Annotated in this window: 15 protein-coding genes; 11 read left to right on the plus strand and 4 right to left on the minus strand. The window is 51.8% G+C overall.

The features are described from left to right. Positions 1 to 132: 132 nt before the first annotated feature. A complete protein-coding gene (locus ACJJIT_RS17800) occupies positions 133 to 822 on the plus strand; it encodes a ComF family protein (RefSeq protein ID WP_444883596.1) in 690 nt (229 codons plus the stop codon). Between the two features lie 166 nt (positions 823 to 988). Continuing rightward, a complete protein-coding gene (locus tag ACJJIT_RS17805; protein WP_444891486.1) occupies positions 989 to 2,134 on the plus strand; it encodes a beta-ketoacyl-ACP synthase III in 1,146 nt (381 codons plus the stop codon). A 60-nt stretch (positions 2,135 to 2,194) separates the two neighbouring features. On the opposite strand, the gene ACJJIT_RS17810 is transcribed toward ACJJIT_RS17805, so the two are convergent. Further along, positions 2,195 to 2,746 carry a PadR family transcriptional regulator gene (locus ACJJIT_RS17810; protein ID WP_444899207.1) on the minus strand — a complete coding sequence of 184 codons (552 nt, stop codon included), beginning with the start codon at positions 2,744 to 2,746 and terminating at the stop codon, positions 2,195 to 2,197. Positions 2,747 to 2,988: 242 nt separating this feature from the next. On the opposite strand from ACJJIT_RS17810, the gene alaE reads away from it, so the two are divergent. The 5 genes from alaE to ppc all read left to right on the plus strand — a co-directional run bounded on the left by alaE (position 2,989) and on the right by ppc (position 9,532). Beyond that, complete coding sequence (gene alaE, locus ACJJIT_RS17815) at positions 2,989 to 3,483, plus strand: L-alanine exporter AlaE (protein WP_444899208.1); 495 nt, start codon at positions 2,989 to 2,991, stop codon at positions 3,481 to 3,483. 39 nt (positions 3,484 to 3,522) lie between these two features. Continuing rightward, a complete protein-coding gene (locus ACJJIT_RS17820; RefSeq protein ID WP_444883594.1) occupies positions 3,523 to 4,224 on the plus strand; it encodes an aspartate/glutamate racemase family protein in 702 nt (233 codons plus the stop codon). Between the two features lie 385 nt (positions 4,225 to 4,609). Then, positions 4,610 to 5,983, plus strand: coding sequence for a response regulator (locus ACJJIT_RS17825; protein ID WP_444899209.1), 1,374 nt, complete (start codon positions 4,610 to 4,612; stop codon positions 5,981 to 5,983). A gap of 128 nt (positions 5,984 to 6,111) precedes the next feature. Continuing rightward, entirely contained in the window at positions 6,112 to 6,474 is a 363-nt protein-coding gene (locus ACJJIT_RS17830; protein WP_252084301.1) for a DUF4870 family protein, read from the plus strand. Positions 6,475 to 6,868: 394 nt separating this feature from the next. Then, positions 6,869 to 9,532 (plus strand): phosphoenolpyruvate carboxylase, encoded by a 2,664-nt coding sequence (gene ppc / locus ACJJIT_RS17835; protein ID WP_444899210.1) that lies wholly within the window; start codon positions 6,869 to 6,871, stop codon positions 9,530 to 9,532. Positions 9,533 to 9,801: 269 nt separating this feature from the next. On the opposite strand, the gene ACJJIT_RS17840 is transcribed toward ppc, so the two are convergent. Continuing rightward, positions 9,802 to 9,948, minus strand: coding sequence for a hypothetical protein (locus ACJJIT_RS17840; RefSeq protein WP_444899211.1), 147 nt, complete (start codon positions 9,946 to 9,948; stop codon positions 9,802 to 9,804). Positions 9,949 to 10,014: 66 nt separating this feature from the next. On the opposite strand from ACJJIT_RS17840, the gene ACJJIT_RS17845 reads away from it, so the two are divergent. Further along, positions 10,015 to 11,223, plus strand: a complete 1,209-nt coding sequence (locus ACJJIT_RS17845) for a nitroreductase family protein (protein ID WP_444899212.1) — start codon at positions 10,015 to 10,017, stop codon at positions 11,221 to 11,223. A 152-nt stretch (positions 11,224 to 11,375) separates the two neighbouring features. On the opposite strand, the gene ACJJIT_RS17850 is transcribed toward ACJJIT_RS17845, so the two are convergent. Further along, entirely contained in the window at positions 11,376 to 12,623 is a 1,248-nt protein-coding gene (locus tag ACJJIT_RS17850) for a DUF945 family protein (protein ID WP_444899213.1), read from the minus strand. 742 nt (positions 12,624 to 13,365) lie between these two features. Here ACJJIT_RS17850 and ACJJIT_RS17855 point away from each other — a divergent pair. The 3 genes from ACJJIT_RS17855 (at position 13,366) to ACJJIT_RS17865 (ending at position 15,144) form a co-directional block, all read left to right on the plus strand. Further along, positions 13,366 to 13,785 carry a hypothetical protein gene (locus ACJJIT_RS17855; protein WP_444899214.1) on the plus strand — a complete coding sequence of 140 codons (420 nt, stop codon included), beginning with the start codon at positions 13,366 to 13,368 and terminating at the stop codon, positions 13,783 to 13,785. 92 nt (positions 13,786 to 13,877) lie between these two features. Next, on the plus strand, positions 13,878 to 14,408 hold the full coding sequence (locus ACJJIT_RS17860) for a GNAT family N-acetyltransferase (RefSeq protein WP_444899215.1): 531 nt from the start codon (positions 13,878 to 13,880) through the stop codon (positions 14,406 to 14,408). A 139-nt stretch (positions 14,409 to 14,547) separates the two neighbouring features. Continuing rightward, positions 14,548 to 15,144 (plus strand): DUF1287 domain-containing protein, encoded by a 597-nt coding sequence (locus tag ACJJIT_RS17865; protein WP_444899216.1) that lies wholly within the window; start codon positions 14,548 to 14,550, stop codon positions 15,142 to 15,144. Between the two features lie 27 nt (positions 15,145 to 15,171). Here ACJJIT_RS17865 and ACJJIT_RS17870 read toward each other — a convergent pair whose 3' ends face one another. Further along, on the minus strand, positions 15,172 to 16,026 hold the full coding sequence (locus tag ACJJIT_RS17870) for an AraC family transcriptional regulator (RefSeq protein ID WP_444899217.1): 855 nt from the start codon (positions 16,024 to 16,026) through the stop codon (positions 15,172 to 15,174). Between the last annotated feature and the right edge of the window lie 38 nt (positions 16,027 to 16,064).

A 16,064-nucleotide genomic window follows, 5' to 3' on the forward strand; every position in this document is an offset into this window, starting at 1 on the left:
TGTTACTGGAGTTGGGGTGCTGTTTTTATGTATTCGGGCGGGGTGACTGCAGAAGACAGCAGTGGCAAACTCGACCAAACAGACTGGCCAGTTTAGCCAGGCCCCACCTGCTGTCAACTCAGAAGCTCTCTTATGGTTTACAGCCTGATTTCAGCTCGACTCTCCCGCTACCTGACGCAGTGCTTGCTGTGCGGTGATAGAGCCGGTGACTTTGGTATCTGTGCCAGCTGTATCCGAGACCTGCCCTATCTGGGCCAGGCTTGTGAAAGCTGTGCGCTGCCGTTGGCCTCCAGCGCACGCCTGTGCCCCAGTTGTTTGCGCCAGCCGCCGCACTGCCAGAGGGTTCAGGCCGCCTGGCAGTATGCCTTTCCGGTGAACCAGCTAATCCAGCGCTTCAAGTACCAACGCGACCTGGCCGCCGGCCATAGCCTGGCGCAACTTGCCGCCACCTCAATAGCCCCACACAACGAGCCCCCCGACCTACTCGCCCCCATTCCTCTCCACTGGCAGCGCTACTGGCAACGCGGCTACAACCAAGCGCAACTGATCGCGAGCGAGTTGGGAAAGCAATGGCATTTGCCGGTGCAAGCGCGGCTGTTGCGCAAAACTGGCGCCACCCGCACCCAGTCGCAGCTGCGCCGGCAACAACGCCTACGCAACCTACTGCAAAGTTTTGCCCTGCGTGAATCCGTTGAAGGAATGCATATCGGGCTGGTGGACGATGTCCTGACTACCGGAGCCACCCTGGAGGCGGCGGCACAGATACTCCTGAAAGCTGGTGCACACAAGGTCAGTGCGTTCGTTTTGGCCAGAACGCCATGACTCTTCGGCGCGACCGCAGATAGACCGGCAGTCACAGAGACGTCACAATAACTTGCCTTGCCGTTCTGGCAGATAAATCCCAAACAAGCCGGCACCGCTAAAGGCTAAGGTTTTAATCAGTGACTAATTGCTCGCAGGTGTTTTGCTGCGAGCCAGGGATTCAGCGATGAGTGAACACAAGTTGCCACGGGGCATTGTCATCAGCGGCACCGGCCTGTGGACCCCACCGGAAGCGATCAGCAACGAAGAGCTGGTAGACGCCTACAATAGCTACGCCAAGCAGTACAACCTGGAGCACGCTCAAGCAATTGAATCCGGCGAACTGCAGCCCAAGCCACAGTCCTCTGCGGAATTTATCGAAAAGGCCTCCGGTATCAAGAGCCGCTATGTGGTGACCCGTGAAGGAATTCTCGATCCCGCGCGCATGCGCCCCTTTATTCCCGAGCGCAACGACGACGACCTGTGTGTTCAGGCGGAGATGGGGCTAAAAGCCGCCAAACTGGCGCTTGAGAAAGCCAATAAACAGGCCTCCGATGTCGATATGGTGATTGTTGGCGCTTCCTATATGCAACGCGCCTATCCCGCCATTGCCATCGAAATTCAGGGCGCCCTCGGCATCGATGGATTCGCTTTCGATATGGAAGTCGCCTGCTCCTCGGCAACATTTTCTCTACAGCGCGCGGTAGATGCCATCTGTTCCGGCGCCGCACGCACCGTACTGGTGATCAATTCTGAATTGGCCTCACCGCAAGTGGACTTTACCGATCGCGACAGTCATTTCATCTTCGGAGATGTGGCGGTCGCCAGTGTGATCGAGCGCCGCGAGACCTGCAGCGTAGACACTGCCTGGGAAATCCTCGGTACCAAGGCCAAGACCGTCTACTCCAACAATATCCGCTCCAACTTCGGCTATGCTGCACGCGCTGCCGATGTGGACCCTTTCGGCCCCGGAAAGTTGTTCCGCCAGAACGGCCGCAAGGTTTTCAAGGAAGTCTGCCCCATGGCCGCCGCCCATATTGAGGAGCACCTAGGGGAGAGCGGCACCGACCCCCGCGAAGTGAGCCGCTACTGGCTACACCAGGCCAACATCAACATGAATAATCTGATCGCCAAGAAACTGATGGGGGATGAAGCCAGCGCAGAACGCGCCCCGGTAGTGCTGGACCGCTACGCGAATACCGCTAGCGCCGGTTCTGTCATCGCCTTCAATCTGCACAGCGATGACCTGCAAGTCGGTGAGCGCGGAATTATCTGTTCCTTTGGCGCAGGCTACTCTATCGGCAGCCTGGTAGTGGAAAAAGTCGCTTTATAAGCTAGCACTCGACTCATTTCCGCACCATAGGCACAAAAAACCGGGCATCGCCCGGTTTTTTTAACTGCTCTCTTCACATTTTTGTTCCAGTTGCTGCAGCATATTTTCCGCCCAGTTGATCCAGGTCTTCTCCGCCTCTATGCCTAACAGCAGCGTCTGGTGGGCCAGCCAATAGCGCTCCTGCAGGGCGGGGTCACTCTTAAGCACCCGCTCATTTTGTTCCCGATAATTCTCCAACAGCCCTCGGTGCCTGTGCAGCTGATCATTGAGAGCCAAACGCAACTCCTTTTGGCTTAAATGGTGGCCGGCAAACATACGCACTAAAAAGGGTTCGCGAATCTTCTGTGGTGCCGCTGGCTGAATGACCCAATCGCGCAGCTCCGCACGCCCCTTGTCGGTGAGGCTGTAGACCTTTTTGTCCGGTTTGCCCTCCTGCGGTTGCTCCTCGCAATCCAGCAATCCTTCGTCGTGCAACTTGTGCAGCTCCCGATACATCTGCTGGTGGCTGGCGCTCCAGAAATGGGAAACACTGCGCTCGAAGCGGCGCTTTAGGTCGTAGCCACTGCCGGGCTCTATATCCAGCAGGGTGAGTACGGCATAGCGCAGGGACATGGCGGCTCCGATTTGTCTTATGCAAAGAGTTGCATATTAACCTCTGCGGCGCCATCGTGACCAGGAGGCGCGTCAGGCCAATAAGATAATTAGATTAATTTTCTAATAATTAGTAGGACGTTTATCTCGGCAGACCTCGCCAGTCGAGATGCAAGGCTAGCATTTACGCAATTTGGAGATATAATCGCCGGCCTGCCGCCATCTTGATATGGCGGCTCGAGGTTCAAGAGGTTGTCTGCTCCATGTCCGCGCCCGCATTAACACCATCCGGCCCCGACGCCGAACCAGCCGCACCCAACTCGCGACGCTGGGATTTCCTGCTCGATATCTTCGCCATGAACAGTTTTTCCTGGGCCGTGGCGATCCCCATCGAGCTGGTGTTGGCAGGTATGAGCTGGAGTGAGCACCTGAAAGTGCGTCTGATGGCTCTGGTGTTCAATACATTGATCGCTCGCCCTTTCAGCATGTACCGCAGCTGGATTGTGAACCGCTTTAGTGGCGGCGGTTTTGTAAATGCTTACCTGGTAGACACCTTTGTCTTCCTCAGCTTCCAGTTTCCCCTATATATGGCCAATATGCGCCTAGGCGGTGCCAGCTGGAACGAAATTGCCACAGCCAGTATCACTTTTATGCTGATCGCAGGCGCCTTGGGGCGGCCTTATGGAATTTATCTCGACTGGGTGCGCCGAGTGTGGATTAATACGCTGGTTCCCCTGCTGGGCAGACGCGCCATCTAAGGGGCACCAATACTCGATTGAGCATTACGAGAGAGGAGCATGACTGTGTTGACCGATAACGCCATTGAAAAAAGTTCTATGACCATTGGCGTGGTCGCCGGCACCCCCACAGACACCCGCTTTGGCCTGGATTTCCTCGCCGCGCGTCAGCTGCGTGGCGTCGGTATGTCTCTGTCAACATCGCCCCAGGCACAGACGCAACTGCAAGCCCTAGAGCGCGGCGCTCTCACCCAGCAGCTGATCGAAGCGATTGAACAGCTGCATCAGGCCGGCGCCGAAGCCGCCATGATCTACTGCAATTCCCTTTCCGGTGCGGTGGATATGGAAGCGGTCAAAGCCACCTCGCCAATTGAGGTGGTTTCTCCCCTTGAGGTATACGCCGAACTCACCCAGCGCTACCGCAACTTTGGCCTGCTCGCCGCCAACTGCCAAAGTTGCGCCAATATTGAACGTGAAATTCTCGAGCGCAACACAACCGCCAAGGTGATCGGTATCGGCAATCTGCAGATCGTCGAAGATATTGAGGATGGCCTCGCCGCCGAGATGATCGTGCGTCAGCACGCTTTGGATGATCTGGTCGCGGCTCTGGTGAAAAGCGGCGTACAGATACTGATTCTGGGCTGCACACATTTCGATTATTTTTATCAGGAATTGCTCGCCCATTGTGATGGAATTCGCCTGTTTCTGCCTTCTGAGCGCATGTTGCAGTTATTGCAGGAACGCCTACCTCAGGCCGCTTGAATCAACCCTGATATTTTTAATTTTTTGCGTATTTTATCGAGGAACACTGTGCCACCGATCTCGGTAAAATACGCCAATCCAGTGCAAAACCTCCCGCTATATAAGCCTATGTAATAGCGTGCAATTCTTCAGCATCAAGCCCCTCCAAAAAAACCATCCTCTGTTTTTGGCGCAATAACTCTTGGCTAATGGCGATAGCGTTCATGCCTCTGACCGGATTATCCACCCGTTAGCCTGCCAGTCCTATAAAAATATCTCTTGTACGCCGTGCCATATTGCAGTATCAAACGCTCTGATCTTTTCGGGAGTATCGATCAAAACCTACCGCGAAAATCACACTGCGGACTGCAGGATTTAGTCCGCCCTAACATAAGTGGTTATAAGGATGATAAAAGCCATTTCTTCTGGGGGATTGCCCTCTCGTCGTGTTTTTTTTCACGCTCTGCTAGCCGGAGCACTACTGTGCGGCTCAGTATTTATCTCCACCACCGCACAAGCCATTGAATTAAATGCTCTGCAGCAACAAATTCCTATTTACTGGTTGATCGCGGCGCTGATTTTAACTGTGCTAATTTGTGCTTTTACACTCAATAGACAACTGAGTCTGCGCAAATTGCGTAAAGAGAGTGCAGAGCGTGTCGATAATATCAGCGCTGAAAACAGTAATTTGTTTCAGCAGGTGCATAGCCGCAACAGTGAATTTCTCGCCCTAGAGAAGCAACTCGAAGAAACTCGTGAAAGCCTCGAATTACTGCGCCAGGAAAAATCCGATCTGCTCACAATAGTACGCCACCAGTTGCACCACCCCCTGGATACATTGATGGGCACCCTCAACCTGATTGGACGCAGCGAGGACAACAATATCAAAGCGCTGGTTGAAATCGGCAAGCGACAGTTAAACGCCGCTCTCAAATCTCTGGACGATTTACGTCAGATCGGTAAGGTGGAAACCGTAGAGCTGAAACTTCCCAAGGAAGTGCTCGGCAATACCGGCAGCGGCCTCGCCATCCTGTTGGTGGAAAATAATAAACACGAATCCCTGCAAGCGCCGCTGGAAGCCATGGGCCACCATGTACAAAGGGAGTGTAACGGTATCGACGGCAGCAGCGCAGCCCTCCAAAAAAACTTTGACTTAATCCTGACCGACACCCATCTACCGCTGATGGATGGCGTAGAGGCAGTACGAGAAATTCGCCGCGAACGGGGCAATGATTTACCCATTTTCGCCCTGCTGCAATCTGCCAAAACCGGCGATAAAGAGCGCTATCAGGCCCGAGGTTTTACCGGCGTACTTACCCACCCAATTGCCGATCGCCAGCTAATGCAACTGATGCAATGGGCTTCACGGCGCACGCAGGGGACGTCACCACAACAAAAAAACCGCCCCACCCAGCTGCTCAACACCAGTGCTCTTTTACGCCAGCAGGGCACTCTCGATCACCTGACCTTCGCCGAGTTACTCAGTGACCGCAGCGCCACCCTACCCAAACGAATCACTGCGCTCACCAGCGCCCTAACCGGCCGCCACTGGTTGGATGCAGAAAAACAGGCGCAGGATGTCGCCCGGGCAGCGGCAGAGGTGGGGCTCGATAGCGTAGCCAGTCGTCTGCGCAGTCTCGCCGCCAACCTCTCCATCGACAGCGAACGCGAACACTGCCGTCAGCAGCGTACAGAATTACTGCAACTGATGCGGGAATCGGTGCGACAGCTGAAGGCATGGCGCGAGCGCAATGTGCACACCGAGTGGGCACTAAAATAACATGGGACGTTACGACACCCTGGGCTCTTCACCGACTGTCGTGTAAAAATACCATTCCAACGCAGTCAAGTTGAATTGCGCATTGGGGACCACACTATATTTTTCAGAGTCCACAAGAGAATAAAGTTATGTCAGAGCAGTACCCCACACGCTCCCAAGAGGCCCGCGAACAGAGTGGTCGAGATCTGGCCATCATGGTCTACCTGATCCAGGCCATCAGCCTATTTACCGCGGTTCCGTTTTTTGTTGGCGTACTGATTAACTATTTCAAGCGCAGCGATGTACGCGGCACCCTGGCGGAGTCCCATTTCCGCTGGCAGATCCGCACTTTCTGGTTCTGGCTGCTGTGGACTGTGGTTGGTTCTTTGACCTTTTGGGTTTTCGGTCTCGGCTATGTGATTCTCGCCGTAAACTGGATCTGGGTTATCTACCGGGTTATTCGCGGCTGGCTGCGCCTAGTCGATCGCCGCCCCGCCTATGACTATTACTAAAAACCCAGCCCGCGTGAAAATCTCGCGCGGGCGCTTCTGCCCTGCGCAAATAGGGGATATTTAAAAATCCCATAAATTTTACGCCTTCCTAACCAATTTACTCTTCGCTTTTTCCAATTTAATTCCCCTCCTGATGACCTCCCGCCTAAAAAAATCTGGTCGAGAGCTCTCTCTAATAGCCGATAAAATACCTGGCATGATATTTATACCTGCTGGATTATAAATTTCCTAAAAACCAACTTTTATCGTAAGACTTTTCCTTTATTTATCATTATTTAAGTAAATTTATTACTGAAAAAATCTTTTATTTTGGCAGCACAGCCTCCTTACGAAAAAATTATGCGAAGATAAAGCCCGGTACTTTCACCGGATATCGTTAGGGAGATAAAGGCTTGTGAGTCAGGATCAAAACACCCCGTTGCGGGAGGACGTCCGCCTACTCGGCGAGGAGCTCGGTTCGGTTTTGCGCGAGCAAGCCGGTGATTCGCTATTTAATACTGTGGAAACCATCCGCCAGGCCGCAGTGGAGAGCCGCAGTAGCGGAGAGATGCAGGTGGATCGCTTACACCAGCTGCTGGACCCTCTCGACGACGATACATTGTTGGAAGTGGCGCGCGCCTTTAGCCAGTTTTTGAATCTCGCCAATATTGCCGAGCAGCGCCATCGCGAACGCCTGCACCGGCAGCACCAGCGTTTTTCTGGCGACCCTGATACAGACCGCGGCCTGCGCCAGGTATTGGCGGAACTAAAGAATACCAATCGCTCAACCGACGATATACACACCGCACTCAGGGATCTCTCCGTGGAGCTGGTCCTCACCGCCCATCCCACCGAGGTCACACGTCGCACCCTGATCCGCAAGTACGACCACGTCGCCGATCTCCTCGCCGCACTGGACCGACCAGACCTTACTCAGGAAGAGAGCCGCGAGCTGCGACGTCATCTACACGAGCAAATTCTCTCTGCCTGGAGCACCGATGAAATTCGCCGTGAGAGGCCCACGCCGGTAGACGAAGCCAAGTGGGGCTTCGCCACCATTGAACAGTCCCTATGGCAGGCAGTACCCCAGACTATGCGCGCCATCGAGGAGGAACTAACCCTAGCGGGATTACCGCCACTGCCGGATAACTGGGTACCCATACGCTTCGCCTCTTGGATGGGTGGCGACCGCGACGGCAACCCCAATGTCACCGCAGCGGTAACCCGCAAGGTCTTACTGCTGGCGCGCTGGATGGCCGCCGACCTTTTCTTGCGCGATGTGGAAAACCTCCTGGCCGATCTATCCATGCACAAGGCCAGCGAGGAATTACTGGCACAAACAGGCCCAAGCCATGAGCCCTACCGGCTCATACTCCGCCGGGTGCGCTACCGCTTGCGCAATACTCGCGCGCAACTGGAGGCCCGCATTAACGAGCAGCAGAAACCAGCGGGTGCAGTATTTCACAGCGGTCAACAACTGCTCACTGAGCTGAACCTGATCGACCGCTCTCTGCGCGCGGTGGGGCTCTCGGCTATCGCCGATGGCCAGCTCAAAGACACCCTGCGCCGGCTCAATTGCTTCGGTATCACCCTGTTGCGCCTGGACATTCGTCAGGAATCCACCCGCCATATGGATGCCATCGACGCTATCACACGCTATCTGGGGCTGGGGAATTACGCCAGCTGGGATGAGCAGAGCAAACTGGACTTCCTCCTGGCGGAGCTGGATAACCGCCGGCCATTAATCGATGAGGATTTCTACCATACGGATTTCTGCGATGGGGATGTGCGAGAGGTATTAGAAACCTGCAAGGTGGTTGCTGAGCAGGGCCACGAGGGGTTTGGTGCCTATGTGATTTCCATGGCGAAAAAGCCCTCCGATGTGTTGGCGGTCATGTTGCTGCAGAAAATTGCCGGGGTAACCCAACCTATGCGCGTGGTGCCATTGTTTGAAACCTTGGACGACCTCAATAATGCTGCCGACACCATGAGTACCCTGCTCAATATTCCCCAGTACAAACAGCGCGTGCTGGAGGGCCAGGAAGTAATGATCGGCTACTCAGACTCGGCCAAGGATGCCGGCTTCCTCGGGGCGGCCTGGGCACAGTTCAGTACTCAGGAGGCGCTCACCCAAATTTTCCGCAATCACGGCATTCCCCTAACCCTGTTCCACGGCCGTGGCGGCTCTATTTCCCGCGGCGGCTCTCCAACGCGCATGGCACTGTTGTCGCAGCCACCAGGCTCGGTGGCTGGGCGTATCCGTGTTACCGAGCAGGGAGAGATGATCCGCTTCAAATACGGCCGCCCCTCCGTTGCCGCCTACAATCTGGAGCAGTATGTGGCCGCCACACTGGAGGCTACCCTGATGCCACCGGCCCAGCCTCGTCCCGAGTGGCGCAATCAGATGGAACGCCTCACGGAAGTCTCGGTGCAGAGTTACCGCGAAGTGGTGCGTGACGACCCGGCTCTGGTGGCCTACCTGCGCACCGTCACCCCGGAGACGGAACTCCGCCGTCTGGCTCTCGGTAGTCGACCAGCGAAGCGCAAGCCCGGTGGCGGCGTAGAAACACTACGCGCCATTCCCTGGGTGTTCGCCTGGACCCAGATGCGCCTGATGCTACCCGCCTGGCTCGGCACCGGCACTGCACTCGAACAAGCCCTAAAACAGGCAGACGAAGCCGACACCCTGGGAGAAATGAGTCGTGAGTGGCCCTTCTTCCAGGGCGTGGTGGATATGCTGGAGATGGTTTTGGCGAAATCCGATACCCGTGTCGCCTCCTGGTATGAGGAACGCCTCACAGACAACAAGGAGCTGATAGAGCTGGGGGAAAGCCTGCGCGAACGCCTGGCCCATACAGTGAGTGCTTTGCAGCAACTCACCGGTCGCGAAAGCCTGTTGGACAATAACCCAGTGATGCGTTGGTCCATCCGCGTGCGCGATCCCTATACCGATCCACTACATTTGCTTCAGGCCGAATTAATGGCGCGTCTGCGCGAGCGGGAGAATGACGCCGTGTTGGAGAGTGCCCTAATGGTAACGATCGCCGGTATCGCCGCAGGCATGCGCAATACCGGATAACCGTTGGCGGGCAGAGTCCCCTACTCTGCTCGCCTATACCCTCGCCCCCTATAAAAAGCCTGATACATGTCCAATCAAATCGAGACACTACTGGATACCGGGGCAACTCCTGCACAGCACGAAACATCACGCCCCCATACAATCGATAAGTGTCCATATGCTCTTTTGCTAAAGCCCGTAGATCGTTATTCAGATCTCCCAAAATACAGAGCAACTCCAGCGGAGTATCAGCCAGGTGATGATCTATCGCCCGTGTGAATAAACCAGTTTTACCGCCAAAACCGCCGGAACAGCATCGCCTTATTAACGCCTGCGATACTGGCCATGTCCCTAGTTGTACAGCACCCATAACCATGAGCCATCCATTCGCTGATAACTACTTTAAACAGCTTGGCTTCATCAATGGTGCACCGCATAGAATCTCCTTTACGATATAAACTGGCGCATAATGCAAGTGGTCATTTGCATTACAGGAGATGCCGATGAGCGACCCTGAAACCACGGCTAGAACCCGCAAATCAAAAGTCATTTACGACAGCTTTGGACCCAACGAGCGGGCCATGGTCGACAAAGTGCATCCCCTTTGGCTTCGCCGCCTGTTTATTCGTCTTTTGGGTATAAAGTTGCAACTTCAATTTACTGGTTGGCTGCAGTACCTAATGCCTGTCCCAATCACTCTGGGCCTCTTCCTGTTGGTGGGACTCATATATCTAGTAGGTTTAATTGGACTGGCCAATGTGTTGATCTGGCTACCCTTGATATTAACGGCCATTATTCTTTTTGATATTGTGACTTGCCGTTTTTGTATCCGTTTGCCGGAACCGCTACCCAAAGCCCGCAGCCGAGAAGATATTTTCGCGCTGATTCGTGACCGTAGATCGTGCCGTGCCTATCAAACCCGTCCCTTAATCCCCATCCATGAGCAAGCACTAAAAGCTCGTATTGCAATTCACCTACAGCAACCACGTCTCGGCAATGCACCGATACGCCTGGAGTGGGTCAAAGCACCCATCACTGTTTGGCCGGTGGTCAATGCCAGATATTTCCTCGTTGCAATAGCCCCAGCGGAATACAATCGAACGGCCATTCTTGATATCGGCAGAACCCTGCAAAAGATTGTTTTAGACGCTACGCGAATGGGTTTAGGGACTTGCTGGATTGGTCCCGGAGCAGATCACCGCAGTGTCAAAACCCACCTCCGCGAGCGCTTTGATAAGAAAAAGGATTCTATTATTTGTCTCTGCGCTGTGGGTTACGAAAGCTGGTACGCACCATTATTTATCCGTTTTTTTAACACTCAATTTCATAAGCGTCTGCCGCTGTCCGACCTGTTTTTCGTAGATAACGCCATGAAAGAAGCATTAAAAATAGATAAATCGCCCTGGGAGGCGTTTAATCGATGTTTTGAAAGTTGCCGGTGGGCACCGTCTTCCTATAACGGTCAAACCACACGCTGTATTGCCCACAAGAAAGACTCTCAAGTGCGCCTTGATTTTTATGCGACAACATCTTCTAGATACTATGCCGCAGTGGCTACTGGTATCTGGTGCGCTAACTGGGAGATGGGGTGTGAAGCTCTAGGAATACAAGGAGAGTTTCTAAAGTTGCCCCCACAGGAAAGAAAAAACCTGCCGGACGATGTACTGCCACCTCACTATGATATTAGCTGGCTCAGTGCCCCTTTAATCTAACAGCAAGAGGATTTTTGCATTGTCCGGTCGATATAAATTAGGACGCAATGAGTCCCCAAGATACCGACTTGTTAAAAAATGGATTTACCGGAAAGAGAAAGGAACGATCACATCACTCCTTTCTCCAATCTAACCGTTAAGCCAATCAGATTTTAAAATTGCCCGGTCAGTGCCATTAGGAACAAATCTGGTGGCAACTGCTGGCCATTCACTTCCAGGCGCCCGCGATTCACCTCCAGGTGCATCTGCAGTTCATCATTTTGCTCAATCAGCAAACCGTATTGTCGCAACATCATTGCCTGGCCTACCAGCGGCGACTGCAGCAACGCCGATTCAGCCGCGCTCAGGGTCATGCTGCCCACCAGAGGATTCAGCCATTGATTTAAAGCGCTGCCGTTGCGATGGCGCGGAGGGCGCTTCATTCCTTTCCAGTCAATATCCGCATCCACCAGAACCGGACCATTGCGAGATTCCACTACCAGCTGTTGTTGCAGGCGCAGGGGTGGACGCATATCACTCGCCCAATTGCGCTCCGCCACCGGCAGTAGTACACGTAAATAGTGGCCCAGATCGGCAGCCTTGATCTTAGGCAGGGTCATCTGTTGGCGCACAGAAGTAATAGGAGTGGCAGACTGCACACTCGGTAGCTGCAGATCACTCACCACTTTGAGAGTCTGCGCAGCGAGCATTTCTATATCCAGTTCCAGGCTAATATCCCGCAGTTCCGCCGGCCCCGAATCACGCTCGGCGCGCAACAGTGACAGATATAGCTGTGCCTTACCGCCACGGCGGGGCTCTAACTGAAACTCTCCTTTAAGCGGTTCGGTAAATAATACTTCCACGCCATCGCGCATCTGGGTCAGGCTACCCAGATCGATTACCCCATCCAACACCGCGCCGCTGTAATCTGTCGACACTGCAATCTCACCACCTGTAAATTCCAGCTGGCCAAAATCACCTGAACTTTTAAAGGGTTCCAGGCGCAGGGTATTGAGTACCCGGTTATCCGCTAAAACCAGGGTTTCCAAAACCAGGGGGCTGTTCTGCAAGCGGCCATAGATTCCCTCAAGCTGAGCGCGTAGCTGCGGGTTTAATTGCTCTAGATCTAGGCGGGTCTCGCTATAGATAACCCCCAGACGGGGCCCACCAGAAGTTAACAGCAATGGGCCATGATGAATTTCAGTGTGCAGCTCAGTAGTGCCATTCTGTAGCGCCACCTCAGTATTGGTTTCAGCTCCAAACCAACCGCGTTGATAGCCGGTAGTGCTTCCCCCCTGCATCCTGCTCAGCTGCTGCTTCCAGACCTCCTCCACCTTAGGACCAATGAAACCTGGCGCCGCCAGGGCTGAAATTACCAGTAGAGCCAGTAGGATTAACAGAAGCCAACGCAAGAGTTTCATAAGAGTCGATCTAACAGCAGAATTTGCGCTGATGGTAGCAGATTATGGAGTTATTAGTGCGACAGCAGTAACAGGGCTGAACCTCCTTGCCTATTCCATAGCCCCAATGGGCGATTCCCTTTAGCAGGGGCCACGTTAAACAACCAGACATAACGAATTGCCAGGCTTGATATAAAATAACCCCTGAGCCTGTGAGTTAATGATAATACGGCACGAGTGTTCGCTATAAAAAATTAAAAGCTAAAAATATTCTCCCCTTTTATAAGTGCAATAACTCCCACAGATTCCAATAGCTAACTAACCCTCTATAACCCCAATATCTAGAGTACTTTGGCGCAGTCCTGCCGTATAATGGTATTCAAAGTTGTACCAATCAGAGAGATCTAATTTTGAAACCCGAGGTAACGTTACTAACCGTTAACGCTATAATCATCTGCGCCGCCTATCTCTATATCTACCCAAGGCATGCAGGCGCTGACCTTAACAAGGTCATAATTAATGACCTCCTGGCAACTGGTATCGCACTACTGATCGCCGGCGCTCTCTTTTGGGAGTCCGGATACAATTTTAATATGCTGCTATTTACTGCTAACTGGTTTGGCTTTTCTCTAATCAGCTTTTTACTAATTGAATTACCGTTCTTTAAATGGTACTGGGATAAATACAGCGTTAGCTTGAGATAAGCTCTTTTGGCAGCATAGCCAAGAAATGAGAAGATAAAGAAAAATATAGAGCACAGGGAATGAGTACTAGGCAACCTTATTTAAAGACGTTGGTTTTCTGGAGCATCCTACTTTTAACCTACGTGGTCACTTTATACCTTCCTGAATCAGAACCTTTCTGGAAAACAATTCTTATCACCACAGCTCTGATCTATCTAGCCACAAATCGTAAAAAGTTTCAGCAACCAATAATAGAAGATCCAGTTTCCCATGTAAGGTTTGATGGAGAGTTTATCTTCATTGGTGATCACTCAATCAAGAGATCAGAGATAAGGAAAGTTGCTATCGACTCGGTTAAGGATCGCGGCTACTTTTCTCTCCCTTACAATCAGATATCTCCGGGAGAAATTCCAGAGTTTATCTTTCCCTCCAGCAAATTCACCTCTTTTCGTGCACATCTGCAGAAAGAATTTGATACAAACGTGGAATTTATTACTTAAAAACCCTTGAGAAAACCGTTCCAAACTAACTGAAAAATTTCATCAATTAATCGCCATTACTATCCTTATTGATCAGGAAGTAGATAAACACTATGAAAATACGTAAAGCCTCAAAGCATGATGTACCCACCATCGCTAACATACATAGTGTCAGCTGGCAGGAGAATTATCGTAGCGTGCTTAGCAAACAGTACCTTGAAGATAAGGTTCCAATGGAAAGGATGCGACTCTGGAAAGATCGCTTTGAGCACCCTAAATCCAATCAGCAGGTGTTTTTAGCTGAAGTAGAGGGCAATATCGCCGGCTTTATCTGTCTATACATGGATAATCACCCTGACTGGGGTACACACCTGGACAACTTGCATGTACGCAAAGGCTACCACTCAATGGGAGTTGGCAAAGCGCTCTTTATAGAGGGCGCGCGCAAGGCTTATCAGCAGGCTCCACAAAGAGGCATGTGCCTTTTAGTCAACCAGGATAATATTAAAGCGCAATCCTTCTACCAAAAACTGGGCGGGAGACAAGTACAGGAAAGTATTTGGCATGCTCCCGATGGAAGTAAAGTACCAACTTATTGGTATATCTGGGAGCAACTAAACGAACTGGTCGAGTTAGAGCAATAAAGAACTCAATCTATACATCATTGAATGCACATCCTCTGACCAATGCACAATAGATAGTATGGAAGAGATTTTTATCTATATTATTTTTAGCAAAGTGAATCCACAGAACAAGCAAAATATAGAAGGATAAGATAATAAGGTGAAAAGGTTGATCTTCTTTATTGGTATTATTTCACCCAGTAGCTATGCACAAAATATGACTTTGGCCGAAGCTGCTCTGGAGCGAACCTATCATAAGGTGCGCTATGATCCTGCTTATGTGTCTATCTCCTATCCAAATGGAGATGTGCCGACTGATACCGGTGTTTGTACCGACGTAGTGATTCGATCATATAGGAAGCTGGGGATCGATTTGCAAAAAGAAGTTCACGAGGATATCTCGGGTCATTTTCAAGCCTACCCGTCTAAACGCATATGGGGACTTTCCAGGCCAGATAAAAATATTGATCACCGGCGAGTACCCAATCTACAGGCTTTTTTTACTCGCAAAGGGCAATCGCTCTCAATAAGTGACAAGGCAGAGGATTATCTACCAGGGGACATCGTTACCTGGATGCTGCCCGGTAATTTACCACATATCGGTATTGTGACTGCGAAACGCTCTCTAAAGACCAACCGGTACTTGGTCGCACACAATATCGGGGCTGGACCCGTGCTGGAAGATATGCTGTTTTCCTTTAAAATTACCGGGCATTACCGATACAACGCCGGTCAGGCATCCGAAAAGATTGAGTAGCGAAAAAACTACGCTATTGCCAAGCGATTACGGTCTTTCTTTGATCGGGATATGGAGAAACATTTCCGCTGTCGGGCTGGTAACCTGGTATCTGGGTGGGTACAGCTCAAAGTCTGGCCTCTCAATATAGTCGTAATTGGACTTTGGCAACCAGCTTCCCCAAATATACTTCAATGTCTGTTCCAGGGTGGTAATAGATCCGCGGTGAACAAATTTTGCATATAGCTGCTCCGGTAGTTCCCGCGCCACCATACCCTCGGGTACCTGAGTCAGGTCGGCAACCGGCGCACAGCAGACATACTTAAACTGAATTTCATCACCCGCTTCCTCATAACACTCATAGATACCAAAAGATTCATCGCTGATTCGATTGGGGATTTTATCCCTGTAGGGCTGAAATGCAGACCAGAGCTTTGGCAAGCTGAGATTTTCATGGTCGTATTCCTGCGCTACCCCCACCAACTGCATTGCAGGCCGCGAAATAATTTGTGGCTCCATGGATAGCTCATTTTGCAAGAAGTGCAGCATATGAGGGCTAAATTGATCTTTATACAACAACCGGAAAGGGTCCTGCTGCTTTCGATACTGCGCCGGGGTTACATTAAATAAAGCTTTAAACGCGCGAGTAAACGCTTCTTGGGAATCAAATTGGCACTCCATGGCAAGCTCAAGAATACCAATATCTTCATTCAACAACCTCTTTGCCGCGACGGTCAACCGGCGCTTACGCAAATATTCTTTCGGTGAATCCCCCACTAATGCCTTAAAAATACGGCTGAAGTGGTAGGTGGAGTAATGAGAGGCAGCGGCAATTTCATGAACAGAAATTTTGTCGTATAGATGCTGCTCTACGAAGTTGATACTTTTAAAAAATCTCTGCATATGAGGCTCCTTTCCTACTTGCTTACATTGGGACGGTG

Source organism: Microbulbifer mixtoriginis (SeqCode), assembly GCF_052467515.1.